Origin of the sequence: Crassaminicella indica, from assembly GCF_019203185.1 — a bacterium.
GTDB classification, from domain to species: Bacteria; Bacillota; Clostridia; order Peptostreptococcales; family Thermotaleaceae; genus Crassaminicella; species Crassaminicella indica.
Genome location: NZ_CP078093.1, coordinates 2,153,000 through 2,166,153 on the forward strand (window position 1 = coordinate 2,153,000; position 13,154 = coordinate 2,166,153).

At 28.3% G+C, this 13,154-nt stretch carries 12 protein-coding genes, 1 tRNA gene and 1 other RNA gene; 11 read left to right on the forward strand and 3 right to left on the reverse strand.

Features of this window, described 5'->3' with window-relative positions; all coding sequences use genetic code 11:
• The first annotated feature begins 27 nt into the window (after positions 1–27).
• The 5 genes from KVH43_RS10130 (at position 28) to KVH43_RS10150 (ending at position 3,657) form a co-directional block, all read left to right on the forward strand.
• A complete protein-coding gene (locus tag KVH43_RS10130) occupies positions 28–741 on the forward strand; it encodes a zinc ribbon domain-containing protein (RefSeq protein ID WP_218282417.1) in 714 nt (237 codons plus the stop codon).
• A 77-nt stretch (positions 742–818) separates the two neighbouring features.
• Positions 819–1,165, forward strand: an RNA gene (gene rnpB / locus KVH43_RS10135) — RNase P RNA component class A.
• A gap of 771 nt (positions 1,166–1,936) precedes the next feature.
• Positions 1,937–2,185 (forward strand): hypothetical protein, encoded by a 249-nt coding sequence (locus KVH43_RS10140; RefSeq protein WP_218282418.1) that lies wholly within the window; start codon positions 1,937–1,939, stop codon positions 2,183–2,185.
• A 16-nt stretch (positions 2,186–2,201) separates the two neighbouring features.
• Positions 2,202–3,122 (forward strand): hypothetical protein, encoded by a 921-nt coding sequence (locus tag KVH43_RS10145; protein ID WP_218282419.1) that lies wholly within the window; start codon positions 2,202–2,204, stop codon positions 3,120–3,122.
• 121 nt (positions 3,123–3,243) lie between these two features.
• Positions 3,244–3,657, forward strand: coding sequence for a hypothetical protein (locus tag KVH43_RS10150; RefSeq protein ID WP_218282420.1), 414 nt, complete (start codon positions 3,244–3,246; stop codon positions 3,655–3,657).
• 79 nt (positions 3,658–3,736) lie between these two features.
• Here KVH43_RS10150 and KVH43_RS10155 read toward each other — a convergent pair.
• Positions 3,737–5,166, reverse strand: a protein-coding gene (locus tag KVH43_RS10155) for an IS1182 family transposase (protein WP_218282421.1) whose coding sequence is annotated in 2 segments (ribosomal slippage) — positions 3,737–4,578 and positions 4,578–5,166 — 1,431 coding nt in all. Because the reading frame shifts where the segments join, the coding sequence is not laid out codon by codon here.
• Positions 5,167–5,402: 236 nt separating this feature from the next.
• Between KVH43_RS10155 and KVH43_RS10160 the strand changes: the two genes are divergently transcribed.
• Genes KVH43_RS10160 through KVH43_RS10170 form a run of 3 tightly spaced genes read left to right on the forward strand, consistent with a single transcriptional unit; the run spans position 5,403 to position 7,473 of the window.
• On the forward strand, positions 5,403–5,735 hold the full coding sequence (locus tag KVH43_RS10160; RefSeq protein ID WP_218282422.1) for a helix-turn-helix domain-containing protein: 333 nt from the start codon (positions 5,403–5,405) through the stop codon (positions 5,733–5,735).
• A gap of 12 nt (positions 5,736–5,747) precedes the next feature.
• A complete protein-coding gene (locus KVH43_RS10165; protein ID WP_218282423.1) occupies positions 5,748–6,617 on the forward strand; it encodes an ImmA/IrrE family metallo-endopeptidase in 870 nt (289 codons plus the stop codon).
• Positions 6,607–7,473: a hypothetical protein gene (locus KVH43_RS10170; RefSeq protein WP_218282424.1), complete on the forward strand. Its 867-nt coding sequence runs from the start codon at positions 6,607–6,609 to the stop codon at positions 7,471–7,473. Before KVH43_RS10165 ends, KVH43_RS10170 begins: the two co-directional genes overlap by 11 nt.
• A gap of 88 nt (positions 7,474–7,561) precedes the next feature.
• Here KVH43_RS10170 and KVH43_RS10175 read toward each other — a convergent pair whose 3' ends face one another.
• The gene (locus KVH43_RS10175) at positions 7,562–8,512 is read right to left on the reverse strand and encodes a hypothetical protein (RefSeq protein WP_218282425.1); all 951 of its coding nucleotides are present in this window, start codon (positions 8,510–8,512) and stop codon (positions 7,562–7,564) included.
• Between the two features lie 177 nt (positions 8,513–8,689).
• Between KVH43_RS10175 and KVH43_RS10180 the strand changes: the two genes are divergently transcribed.
• Positions 8,690–10,006, forward strand: coding sequence for a hypothetical protein (locus KVH43_RS10180; RefSeq protein ID WP_218282426.1), 1,317 nt, complete (start codon positions 8,690–8,692; stop codon positions 10,004–10,006).
• Between the two features lie 125 nt (positions 10,007–10,131).
• On the opposite strand, the gene KVH43_RS10185 is transcribed toward KVH43_RS10180, so the two are convergent.
• Positions 10,132–10,218, reverse strand: a tRNA-Leu gene (locus KVH43_RS10185).
• 550 nt (positions 10,219–10,768) lie between these two features.
• Here KVH43_RS10185 and KVH43_RS10190 point away from each other — a divergent pair.
• Both KVH43_RS10190 and KVH43_RS10195 read left to right on the forward strand, forming a co-directional pair.
• Complete coding sequence (locus tag KVH43_RS10190) at positions 10,769–11,962, forward strand: RNA-guided endonuclease InsQ/TnpB family protein (protein ID WP_218282427.1); 1,194 nt, start codon at positions 10,769–10,771, stop codon at positions 11,960–11,962.
• A 66-nt stretch (positions 11,963–12,028) separates the two neighbouring features.
• Positions 12,029–13,081 carry a metal-dependent hydrolase gene (locus tag KVH43_RS10195; protein ID WP_255547739.1) on the forward strand — a complete coding sequence of 351 codons (1,053 nt, stop codon included), beginning with the start codon at positions 12,029–12,031 and terminating at the stop codon, positions 13,079–13,081.
• The last annotated feature ends 73 nt before the right edge of the window (positions 13,082–13,154 follow it).

Here is a 13,154-nt window from a genome sequence, read left to right on the forward strand (position 1 = left end):
TATCAATAAAATGAAAGGCGGGATATTATGAAGCAGAAAGATTATTTATGGAAACTTCAAGAAATAGAAAAAAATTTAGAGCAAAAAGAAAGAATATTAAAAGATGTGATAAAAGGTGAAGAAATAAGCAAAAGAATTGCAGAACACAAATGTATAAAAAATGATTTTGAAACACAAAAGGATATATTGAAAGCTAAGGAAAATATTTTAAGAAAGCTTGAGCATGAAAGAAGAGAATTAGAGTATGAAATAGAAGAAATAAAAGAACGTTTATATAGTGGAAAAATAAATGATTTAAAACAATTAGAAAAGCTAATGAAAAAGGAAGAAAATAAAAAAGAAGAATTAAATGAAATTGATTCAAAAACACTTGAGATTATGGAAGTTGTTGATGATCTTAAAGAAGAAATTAAAAAAATAGGGGTTAAAGGAGGCACTTTAGGCAGCACAATCAAAAATATGCTCAAGGAAAGAAAAATAAAAATAGAAAAAATAGAAAAGGATATCATAAAAATAAAGGCAGAAAAAGAAGCATTATTGAAAAAGATTAATGAAGAATATATACGAATGTATATGGATATAAAATCAAAGAAAAATAATCCTGTAGCAATACTTAAGGAAGATGTTTGCATGGGCTGTCATATGGATTTACCTGTTATGACGGTTACAAAATTAAAAAAACAAGATATTGTATTATGTAATAATTGTGGGAGGATATTATATCCTAAAAGTGATGAATAGAATATTTACAAATATTGTATTTTGACAAAAACTATTGTTTATGTTAACATATTACTTGTCGTTAAAAATGAATATTTCGAGTAAGTCAGATGGTCGCGGATCGTGTACTGCACGAACGAGGAAAGTCCGAGCTCCATAGGGCAAGAGTGCTGGGTAATACCCAGTCAGGGTGACCTGAAGGAAAGTGCAACAGAAATAAACCGCCAATGATTATTGGTAAGGATGGAAAGGTGAGGTAAGAGCTCACCGCTTCTCTGGCGACAGAGAAGGCTCTGTAAACCCCACTCGGAGCAAGACCAAGAAAGGGACTAAATAGCGGCGGCCCGTCGTGTCCCAGTGGTAGGTCGCTTGAGTCTACTGGCAACAGTAGACCTAGATAGATGACTGTCAAATACAGAACTCGGCTTATAGACTTGCTCGTTATAACTTTTATGGGAAACCCAGTATTTTGCTGGGTTTCTCTTATTTTGAATAAAATACTATTGGCTTATTGTCGGGCCTGAAAAACCGAGTTATGTAATTTTAGTTCATTGTATCCCTAAATGCCGAAACACTTGTTGTAATAATTATATCTAAGTAGAATAAAAAATTCGATTTTAAAAAAATCAATAGAGTTATGTTGAGAACTCTATTGAGTAGATTCAACATAGTGTTTAATATAGTTCTATGGTGAACACTATTGACTAGTATTAATAACTAAGTTGATTTTTAAAATTCAGCTTCATTATTATACTATCAATACTGATTTAGACACTATAATACAACAGTAAATTATCCTAAAATTAGGTTCAAATTAGAAAAAGAGAGGATATTACATCAAGAAATAGACAAGGAATAATAACGATATATAGCATAGGAACAAATATTCGACACAATATATTGACAATGTTTTGGAAAGGTATTACAATTATAATGGGTGCATTTTGGTAAAAAATGCTAATGTATAAAGTGGGGATAAAGAAAACAGTCCTCAAAGAACGGTCATTCTTTGAGGACTAGCAATCAAGTAATATTATAAATTACGATTATTATTATTTTATCAAATTTTAAAAAATATTCAAGAGAAAAGTTGCTTGATGATTTTATCTTCACCCCTAATAAAGATGAAAGGGTGATAGGTTATGTGTGATAGCACCTAAAATGAAGAATCTTCTTAGTGTTTAACAAATTAATTAAAATTGAAAGGAGAAACTTCATGAGTATTAATAAAAAACAAACGAGTAGTAAAATTGTAAAATTAGCTTCAGATACACTGAGAAACCCAAATTCTTCTCAAACAGCAAAGAAATTAGCTGGCTCAGCTATGTCGCAGTATAATACAAGCAAACAAACAGGACCAACTATGGAAGATTTTGCTTCAAAAGTATTAAAAAGTTCAAAGTATAGTGATGATACGAAGTCATTGGCTGGAGCCGTTCTATCACAATCAAACAAGAGAAGGTAATTGGGGGAGGGATTAGATGATTATAAAGAAAAAAAGAATTAGAAATTTAAGTAGTTTAAGTTTCATAAAAACAGGACAATTAGTGAGATTTGGAGTAGCTGATATAAATAGATTTAAGGTTAAGTGTAATGATATTGGATTTACTAGTAATTTAGAAATAGGAGAAACAATTTTACCTGATAAAGTTGGCCCAGTTAGCAGAAGAAATGCGGAAGGACAGTATATACCTGAAAAGGATAAAGAAAAAGAAATAGTGTATTATCCTAGAGAATGGACTAGGCAACAGTGGGTTGGGAGAGGGGAAACTGAAGAAGTTACGGATACTGTTTATATACCCGTAGAAAGATATCAAAGAAAATTTATTCCTCCACAGTGTATAGAATTAACAATACTTAATGATAAACATAGAAACAAATTAATACTTTCTCAAAAAATAAAGTTTGTTGAAGAAAATGAAAAGTTGATGGTTCATACAGTTAATTTGATCCTAGAATTATTTGGGGAATGTCAGGTGTTTCAAGATGATTTAGAACAGATATCTAATCCTAAAATAAGAAGATTAAGTTGGGAGATCTTACCCAAAGGAGATTATCCTTGGGACAAGTTGGTAAAGGATATTACTCCTTTTATTAATAGAGCTAGAAAAAGTAATAGAAATTTAATATATAAAAGACTAAAGAAATTACACAAGTATAAACCAGATTTTAAGGCTTATGGTAAAGCTGGGTTTTCAGGGTATATAGTATTTGGTTATGAAGATAAAGGTCTATATATCTTAGAAAGTGTTTATACAAACAATGCAACTTATGTTTTTACAAGCAACTGGGAAGAGTTTTCTAGATTGACTAAAGCTGAGATATTAAATAACAATTATCAAGAATACAGAATTATACATACAAAGGAATGGGAAGCTGAAATAGCAAAGTTATTAGGATGAGTTTTAGAGAGATAGGAATCGTGTTTTTTATCTTTCGTTATTCTAAGAAATTTTAGCTAACATTTAAAGTTAAGAGACATGTAAAAAAACAGTCTATTTTAAGAACTAGGAGGTCAGCCTTATGAAGGAACAAAGTCAAAAGTTTAGAAAATTGAGTTTGGGGAATGGTAAAAAAACACATGACAAGATAGATGTTAATGATATAAAAAATTATGTTACTATTTTAATAGAAGAATTAAAAGCAGTTCATGAATCATTAGATAATAACTCAAATACTAGATATGTGGCTATGACAAGCCTCCATATTACTCAATATATATCAAGTTTAGAGGTGTTAGGGGATTACCTAGCGAGAAACAGAGCAACAGTTATAGAGAAAAGTAAAATAAAGGATATAGTTGAAGTGATAGGGAATATTAAAAAAATTACTGAATTATTTTATAATGCGATTTTTAAAGAAACAGTATACTCAGCAATACTTAGAGCTGAAGAGCTTGAAATGGAGCTAGATCATTTAATGTTATGTTGTAGATAGAAAATTAAACCTAAATGTAAATAATCTAAAGACACTCATAATTATGAGTGTCAGGTTGCTGACAAACCATTGAAAATTTTCAGTGGTTTGTCTTTCTAAATATAAAATAAGCGTAGCTTAATATTTTATGAGAATAATCATTCAAAAAAGAATTAAAAGATAGAGATGATAGTATCATCGCTATCTTTTTCATATTTTGTACTGCTGCTGTCATAAGACATTGTTCTTTGACTTTCTCAATTCCGTGAAAGCGGGCATAGCGAAGCCCATGCAGTTGTTTAGCATCTGCAAAGCTTCGCTCAACGGTTTCTTTTCTTCTCTTGTAAATCCGCTTCCCTAACTGATCGTACATAGTAAACCTTTTAACTTTATCTTTATATTTTTCCCATACATGGAGTCTAATTGTTCTAGTTTCATTACCATCGTATAAGCATTTTTCTTTATATGGACACTCAGAGCAATTATTTTTATCACTGATATATTCCCTATAACCCTGACGGGTAGTAGTTTTATAATGCATTGGATAAAGATTTGGGCACATTATAACATCCCATTCATCAACATATTGAAATCTATTTTTTGTAAACTTTCCTTTTTTATGTGGTCCAAGTCTGTAACCTATAGCACCCTGTATATTTCTATCATTTAAACCTTTACAAATTGGAGCAGTAAAATATCCAGCATCAAGTCCTACAAATTTCACCTCAAAACCATATTTTTCAATTTGTTCATCTAATATTTGAAGATAAGGTGTTGCATCATTAATATTACCAGGAGTAACATTAACACCTGTAATAATGTTATTCTCTGCATCCACCGTTCTGTGTTCTAGATAGAAGAAACCTTTGGGTTTTCTATCTCTATGCATAAAACCACTGTCAGGATCTGTAATGCTAGATTTAATTCTCTTTATTTCTGGCTCATGTTCTTTTTTTTTAGAGGTTTTTTACCATGATTTATTCTATCTTCATTAATTGCATTTTCTAAATCATCAACATATTCTTTTACTTCAACTTTAATATATTTTTCTTCATACTTATTTTTATTAGCATTAGCTTTAAGATGAGTAGAATCAGTGTATAGTATTTTACCCAATACCAAATTATTATCTATTGCTTGTTTCACTATATTTGAAAAAATTTTTTCAAATATATCAGTACCTGTAAATCTACGTCTTCTATTTTGACTAATAGTAGAATGATGAGGAATCTCATCAGTAATTCCATAACCTAAAAACCATCTATAAGCAATATTATATTTGATTTCTTCCATTAATCTCCTTTCGGAGCGAATACCATAAAGATATCCAATAAACATCATCTTAAATAAAACAACTGGATCAATAGATGGTCTTCCATTATCTAAACAATACTTATCTTCTACTAAATCATATATAAATGAAAAGTTAATATATTTATTGATTTTTCTAAGCAAATGATCTTCAGAAACTAGGTTCTCAATCATAACAGTTTCAATTCTATTTTGGTATCCATTATTCTTAGTTAACAATACAATCAGTCTCTTTGGGAAATTATTCTATATATATTTATTCTGCATAAAAAGCGAAAATCATTTTTGAAAAAAAGAATTCTCGCTTTTTTATACTTTGTCAACAGTCTGAGCTAGTATACCCACTGGCTTTAAATATCAACTACAATTTCTGTTTTAGAAATATTTATAAAAATTTTTAAGTTTTATTGCTAAAATAGAAATAATAACATATACTATTAGTAGGAGTGATGATTATGAAAACTATTGGTGAAAGAATAAAAGAATTAAGAGAAGCAAAAGGGTTAAACTCTAAAGAACTTGCAAATATTCTTGATATAAACGCATCTACCTATAGTAAATTAGAAAATAATAAAAAATCTATTGGGGTATTAGAACTTAGAAAAATAACAGAGTATTTTTCAGTAAGTGCAGATTATATACTAGGAACTAATAAGCCAGAAGCGGATATGGTGATGTATATGAAGAGAGAAAAAAATATGTCTGAAGAAGATATTGAAGAAGTTCAAATGATTTTATCAATGATGGATGAAGCCATAACATTATTCAACATGAAAAAGCGAATATAGTAGGTGAAACTTATGTTAAAAAGAGAAGATATAGATAAAATTGAGAAAAAGGCACTTCAGCATAGAAAAATGAATGACTTAGGTATTGAATCTCCAATAGGAAATAAAATATTTGATATTATAGAGAATCAATATGATTCTTTTCTTTTATTATATCCTTTAAAATCTAAAAATATTGCTGGTTTTACAAGAAAGCAAGGAGAGTTTATTCAGGTTTTTATAAATACTAGTTTTGATAAAGGATTTCAAAATTTCGCTTGTGCTCATGAATTATATCATCTTATTCAATTTCAAGAAAAAGAAATTGATAGTTTTATAGTATGTAGTAATAAAGATATTTCAGAAACTTTAGATGAAGAGAATATACATCAGGAGGAATTGAAAGCCAATTATTTTGCTGCTGCTTTTTTGTTACCTAAAGAGATTGTAGTAGAGAGGTTTAAAAAAATAGAAGAACTATATTATTTTGAAGAAGATTTTATTTTAGAAATAATTAAATTACAGTATCAATATGAAGTTCCTTTTAAAACTATATTAAAGAGACTTAAGGAGTTAGAAATAATTAATGAAATACAATATGGAAAATTAAAAATATATGAAGACAATATTATAGAGTATTGTAAAATGATGGATGAATCCGTTTATAATAATATAAAAACTTTAGAATCTCCTGATACTAGAAAATATCATACATTAAATGTACCAAAGACGGCAGCAGATGTTTATAAAAATAATATCATATCTTTCAGCAAGTTGGAGAGTATAATTAATAAATATGATAAGAAAATCACAGATTTTAATATAAATAAGCCTCAAATTAAGCCTATTAGTATTGATTTCTCTAGTTTTGGAATTGGAGATGATGATGATCATGATGAATAGAATTAAATCTCCAGTTCTTTTTGATGCTAATATACTTATGAATTTTAAAGGACAGCTAGAATTTTTATTTAGTTTATTTGACAATGTATTAATCCATAAACAGGTGATGGAAGAAGTTTTAGATGAAACGATTAAAAATGAAATAGATTTAATTATAAAAGAGAATGAGGGTGTGAAAATTGTAGAAGATAGTATAATAGAAGGAGATGTAGAAAAAAGGCTCTTTGAAGAATGTGATAAGGAATTAAAAAATATTTTTAATATTAAAGATTCTAAAGATTTAGGAGAATATAAGACCTTACTATATGCAAAGTTTAATGGGATAAAATTGTTATCTTCACAAGATACAACGGTTTGGAGATTTGTAACAGAATCTATATATTTTAATGATATTGATTGTATTACTATTCAAGATTTGGCTTATTTAATTTATTTAAATGCTAATAAAAAGAAAGATAGAAGATTGGGGAAAAGTTTATACAATTACTTCGGAAGAAAAGAACACTCATTTGATAGTTTTAAAAGATATATGGAGAGAAATAATAATGAAATTCCTAAATATATTGAATTTGAAAATATTAGAATAGGAAATTACAATCAATTAGTTGAAGGATATGCTGAGTTTTATAGTAAAGAGAGTTTTGGTAGTAAGGAAGAAATAGAAGAAGAAATAGTAAATGTGGCAAGAAATAATCCAGCTACATGTTTAAATTGCTTATATTCAAGGATACATGAAAGAAATGTTGATTACAATAATAGAATTTGTAGCCTAAATTATAATTTATCTGATGATAAATGCTTAGAAGTAAGAGAAGATTTTTCAGAAAATATAAGGAAAAGAACAGTAGAAGATTAGTTAAATTTTAATAATAGTAAATGTGCAATAGATACTATGAAAACCTCCATCTATATATGAGATGGAGGCTATTTTACAGTTAAGTTTATTATTCACTAAAAGCTTCAGTAGATTCAACCTTCTCTGTACATCCACAAGGAGGTTTTTTGTTGATTTGATCTGGGAATAATTGTGGAAATGTTGAACATATTGGAGCAGTTTCAGCTGAAAGCTTAGGGAATCCAGTAGATAGTACACATAACTGAACTGGAACAACAATTTTTTTCTCGCAAGTTACACATAAAGCGATAATTAGATTTGCTTTTACAGTACCAGTTACAGGACAGATTACAATGTCTCTCATAATACTATTGGTTGCTAGTCTTGTTTCGCAGCTTAAATTGCAGAATTCAGCAAAGCGTGGAAGAAATGCCGTATTAAAAACAGATGGCATACATAATTCGAAGAAATTGGTTAAAACAAGAGGTGCACATTCTCTTGCGATTGGTACATTTGTATATAGTGTAACTTGACATTCTTTATCACAATCATCAGTAAATAATGCATCTATTTCTACAACCACATCACCTGTGATTTTAACATTTTGAGTACCAAAGATAGGGGTACCCTTAAATTCTTCATCACAATCTCTTGTATTGGTATATAATATTTTTTCAGAAGCAGTTCCATCAGGACCTATTACAGTAATAGGTTTTCCATTTCCGTCTTCTACAAATTCTGCTCCAGAAATGGTTGTTAAAGGCTTTACAATCAAGTTTCTCTCATCATTAATATCAGCTGGATTGAAGAATTTTCTACATCTGATATCTAAAATTCTAGTAATCCTTGCTCCTCTTCCTAAAGCAGGTTTGAATTCTTGACCTGAAATAGTTCTTAATCCTTGCAAATTAAATAATGCAGCATCGTAAACTTTTTGAACATATAAGGATTCAGCCCGAACCTTTCTAAGTGTTCCATCAAATTCACAACCAGTATTTGCAGTACAGCATTTATCTGTAAGGGACATGGTAAGTGGTCCTGAATTTTGATTACATGTCATAGTTGTAACCCCCTTTTATTTTTCTTGTAAATGTCTTTTACACTGCTAGTATATTCATGCGAAAAATCATCTGTTACACTTTTAATACAAATTTGTCATATATTCTTATGTACTTCAATATGATAATAAGAAAGAAGCTTTTAATTTTGACTAATTTGTATTTAGGATGGTGAGAGTATGTCCTTTGCAAATCAAAGAAATATTTTAATTCACGATCGTCTAGGAAATTTATATAATTTCCGATGGCATGAAGAAAAAATTATATATACATATTTTGACAAGTATTTAAAGGAATATGAATCAGATACACTTGTTGATGATTGTACATTAGAATATGATGCAGTCATAGATGAAGAAAATAATGTATATTTTGCATACCACAGAAAAGATGGAAAACTGGTTTTAATGTTTTTGAAAAACGGTTTTTGGCATAAAAATCTTTTAGGAGGAGATAGAACTTTAAATATTTTCAATCTAAATTTATTCATATATAATCAACAAGTACATATGATTTATTGTATACCTGCAAATGAAAATAATATGTGTTATAGAATATATCACCATTATTATAAGAACCAAGAGTGGAAAACATTTGTTGTGCAGGATATTAAAAGAAAAAAATTATTAAATCCATTTCAAATTATACAAAATGAAAAGAATTTAATAATAGGATTTTATGATTTTTTAAATGATGAAGAACAAATATACATCAAGGAATTTGATCAAAAAAATGAACAGTGGCAAAATGCTCTGCAACTTACTTCAAGCAAGAAAGAAAAATTATATCTAGATATGTTCATGACAAAAAATAAAATTTTACATATTACATATTCAGAATATTTCCAAGGAAATCTTGTTATTAAATATGAAAAATATAAATTTGAAAATAATAAAGCAATAAGACTAATAGAAAAGGTCTTATCCAATCCTTCTAATTGTTCAAATGCTACTTTTATTCAGCAAGATGAAAAGCTTTGGATTGTATGGACGGAGTATGAACAGGTAGTTAGTTGTTTTACAGAGGATGATGGTGAAAATTGGAGCAAACCATACTTGTGGAAAGAATCAAAAAAAATAGATTTTTTCAGGTATAAGTTTAATACAAATGATGAGGATATAAAGAAGGATTATCAGTTTAACTATACTTTTGGGAAAGGTTATCCTGAATTTTCATTTATAGGATTTGGGCCTCTTGAAAATGTAGAGATAATTCCTCGGAAAATAAATTCTAATAAAAATATTAAGGATATAGTAAAGGGGCAAGAAATAAAAGATCAAGAAATACAGATAAAAAAAGAAAAGTTTTTTAAAAAAGAGTTATATGAATTACAAAAAAGTATAAAGATATTAGAGGATAAATTAAAAAGCGTTGAAGATTTAGAAGAAAGGTTGAAAACGATAGAAGAAAAAATTACAAGTGTTGAGAATTTAGAAGAAAGAATAAAAAATATAGAAGAGTATTTTAAGAGAAGAAGGAGAGGATTATTTAGATAGAAAGAAATAAAAAAGGATAGCTAACAAGGGTAAGGGATATAATTTCCTTACCTTTTTTTAAATTGTGATAACAATTTGATTAATATAAAAAAGGATTCTAACGTAAGCTAGAATCCTTAATTCAATGGTGCCGAAGGTGGGACTCGAACCCACACGGAGTCGCCCCCACCGGATTTTGAGTCCGGCGCGTCTGCCAATTCCACCACTTCGGCTTATCTTGTGACAAGAATTATAATAACACAAATCGAAAAGGAATGCAACAATATATTAAAAAAAATATAAAAGAAGTTTAAAGTTATTATTATGTAAAAAATGTTAAAAATAAATGAAAATTCTGGCTGTTTCTTGAAGAATGCAAAGGATTATGGTAAACTCATTTTATGATAAAAATTTAGAGATGAGCATAATTAATAAAATTGCCGTAGGCAAAAAAATATAATGACAAAATTATGTAGATTTCTAAGAGTAAAATATAAAAAATGCAAAAGTAAGAAATTGGAAAATAAAAATAGACATAGCTATAGTGTGAAAAGAAAAATTGAATTTAAATTAAACTTTAAGTTATGCTACTTTTTTATATCCCGTTAGGGATTTAAGCTTGTCGATGCATCCATCTTTAATAGAGCACTAGCTAAAGCAAGTAAAGATATCTCCTTAGCCTCTAGAGAGTAGTCTTATTATGATAAGATAAAATTGTCGAGGGGGAAAAGATTATGTCAAGCAAAAGAAAATGAAAAAAGTGGTAAAGGAGTTTTTTTGAAGATGGGATTCAAGAAGAAAAATGAAAATAGTATTGTATTATGCAAAAAAATTCAAATACACCCTACAAAAGGACAAATAGCAGATATAGAAAGAGATAGCTTTTTATGTAAACTCCTTTATAATACTTATTTAGCTCAAAGAAAAGAATATTATACTTGTTACAATAAAAACATGAAAATGACAGAACAGAGAAGTCAAATTAAGCTACTACGTGAGCAAAATACAGATTATGCAAAAGTATATGCAAAACATCTTCATGCAGTTTGTATGGATTTAGCAGTAGATTATGATAATTGTGTTAAAAAAAGAAGTAAAGGAGAAAAAACTAGACTTCCTCGATATAAGGATAAGGATTATTTTTATCCACTTAAAACACCTAAACAATATGTGAAAATAAAAGAAGATAGAATTAAATTAGGTTTTTATGAAATAAAAGTAGATGTTAATGAAATACCAACAAATTATGGAGAGGTTTGGATTATTAAAGCTAGAAACAAATATTTAATTTCTGTGTCTTATGAAGTTAACAAAAAAGAAAACAATAACAATAATATTTTGGCAATAGATTTAGGGATTTCTAAATTTGCAACAGGTATAAATCAAAATGGAGAAGTTATTGAAATTATAAACCCAAGATATGATAAGTATTGGAATAAAAAAATAGATAAAATAAGGTCAATGAGAGATACAAAGAAAAAGGGTAGTGGAAGATATAAAAAATTAACTAAGACTTTAAAAAGATTATATGAGAAAAGAAGGAAACAACAAGAGCATTTTATTCATACTATAACAAAATATTTAGTCTTAAATAATAAAGAATTAATTCTTGGAGATTTATCACAAGAGCAAATGATTAAAAAATCAAATTTAATAAAATTAAACAGAAGTATAAAAGAAAATTGGGGGTTAGGTAAATTCAAGACATTTTTAACATACAAGGCAAAATTACATGATGTTAAAGTGGTTTATATAAATGAAGCTTATACCTCTAAAACTTGTTCAAATTGTGGTAATCGAAAGAGCATGGAATTATCAAAAAGAGTTTATAAGTGTACGTGTGGTATGACATTAGATAGAGATATTAATTCAAGTATTAATATTTTTAATAAACACAATAAAAATAAAGCACTGAATTATAAGAATATAAACCAAGTAACTACTCTACATTTTCATTTTGGAAAATTAGTTGCTTGATTTTAAGAAAGGAAGTGAACAAAAGTACCGTTGGCTTGCGGTATAGCATTGTAGAGAAATGCTATTATGTACACTAATATTTGTAAAAATATTGAGTGTATGAATAAAATCTATAATTTTCATATATTTATTAAGATTTTTATAGATTTTATAAAGCTGAAAGTAGTGGATCCAATTACTCATGGAGTTATTGGTCTTGCAATATCTGCATATAGTGGAGATCCAGTAGCATTTACGAATCCTGTTTCATTAGGTTGTGCACTTGGAGCAATGTCTCCAGATATTGATATTATTGCAAAACTAAAGGGAGATTATGTTTATTTGAAGCATCATAGAGGGATATCCCATTCTATACCTGCTCTTTTTATTCTTGCAGGAATAATTACAGCAGGATTATCATTATTCTTTGCAGATTTTCAATTTTTAAGAGTTTTTATATGGACGCTGATGGGTTGCTTGTCTCATACATTATTTGATATTTTGAATTCATATGGAGCTAAGTTATTTATGCCTTTTACTAAGAGAAAATTTATGCTGGGGATTCTTATGCTTTATGATCCTGTTATTACAGTGTTGTGTTTTTTATTAATATTTGTAAAGGAAAAAACAATTGCTTTTTATTTATGTATTACGACAAGTTTTTTTGTATATCTAGGCTTAAGGTGGTTGATGAAGCAGTATGCCGAAAAAAAAGTAAAAAATTATTATCGCCACGGATATAAAATTTGCAGTGTAAATATTTTGCCAGCTCTTATGGCTTATCATAAATGGGATTTTATTGTAAGCACGAATAATTATAATATTGTAGGGCAAGTAAATTTATTTAATGGAAAAATAATTGAAAGAAAAAAATTAAAGAAATTAGAAGATGAAGAAGTTAAAATGTTCAAGGAAACAAATATTGGGAAATATTTTAGAGAGTTTACTCCTATTTATCATGTAATAAAATCGGAAGAAATGGACAATATAGTATTTAAGTTTATTGATTTACGTTATTTTTTAAGAAATGATTTTATGCATCATGCTACGGTAATTTATGACCGCGAAAAAAATATCATTCAATCATTTTTTCATCCTTATCATATTGATAAAAGTATTCCTGTGGCAGAAATGGACTAAAAGTGGCGTAGCTTGCGTCACTTTTTTTATATATTTGAAAAAATAGGGAACTTTATATAAGCTATAATCGTCT

Excerpts from the sequence above, each read along its gene's own strand:
- KVH43_RS10130 (WP_218282417.1), top strand. The coding sequence starts at position 28 with ATGAAGCAGAAAGATTATTTATGGAAACTTCAAGAAATAGAAAAAAAT.
- KVH43_RS10175 (WP_218282425.1), bottom strand. The coding sequence starts at position 8,512 with ATGACATGTAATCAAAATTCAGGACCACTTACCATGTCCCTTACAGAT.
- KVH43_RS10195 (WP_255547739.1), top strand. The coding sequence starts at position 12,029 with ATGTACACTAATATTTGTAAAAATATTGAGTGTATGAATAAAATCTAT.
- KVH43_RS10180 (WP_218282426.1), top strand. The coding sequence starts at position 8,690 with ATGTCCTTTGCAAATCAAAGAAATATTTTAATTCACGATCGTCTAGGA.
- KVH43_RS10150 (WP_218282420.1), top strand. The coding sequence starts at position 3,244 with ATGAAGGAACAAAGTCAAAAGTTTAGAAAATTGAGTTTGGGGAATGGT.
- KVH43_RS10160 (WP_218282422.1), top strand. The coding sequence starts at position 5,403 with ATGAAAACTATTGGTGAAAGAATAAAAGAATTAAGAGAAGCAAAAGGG.
- KVH43_RS10165 (WP_218282423.1), top strand. The coding sequence starts at position 5,748 with ATGTTAAAAAGAGAAGATATAGATAAAATTGAGAAAAAGGCACTTCAG.
- KVH43_RS10140 (WP_218282418.1), top strand. The coding sequence starts at position 1,937 with ATGAGTATTAATAAAAAACAAACGAGTAGTAAAATTGTAAAATTAGCT.
- KVH43_RS10170 (WP_218282424.1), top strand. The coding sequence starts at position 6,607 with ATGATGAATAGAATTAAATCTCCAGTTCTTTTTGATGCTAATATACTT.
- KVH43_RS10145 (WP_218282419.1), top strand. The coding sequence starts at position 2,202 with ATGATTATAAAGAAAAAAAGAATTAGAAATTTAAGTAGTTTAAGTTTC.
- KVH43_RS10190 (WP_218282427.1), top strand. The coding sequence starts at position 10,769 with ATGGGATTCAAGAAGAAAAATGAAAATAGTATTGTATTATGCAAAAAA.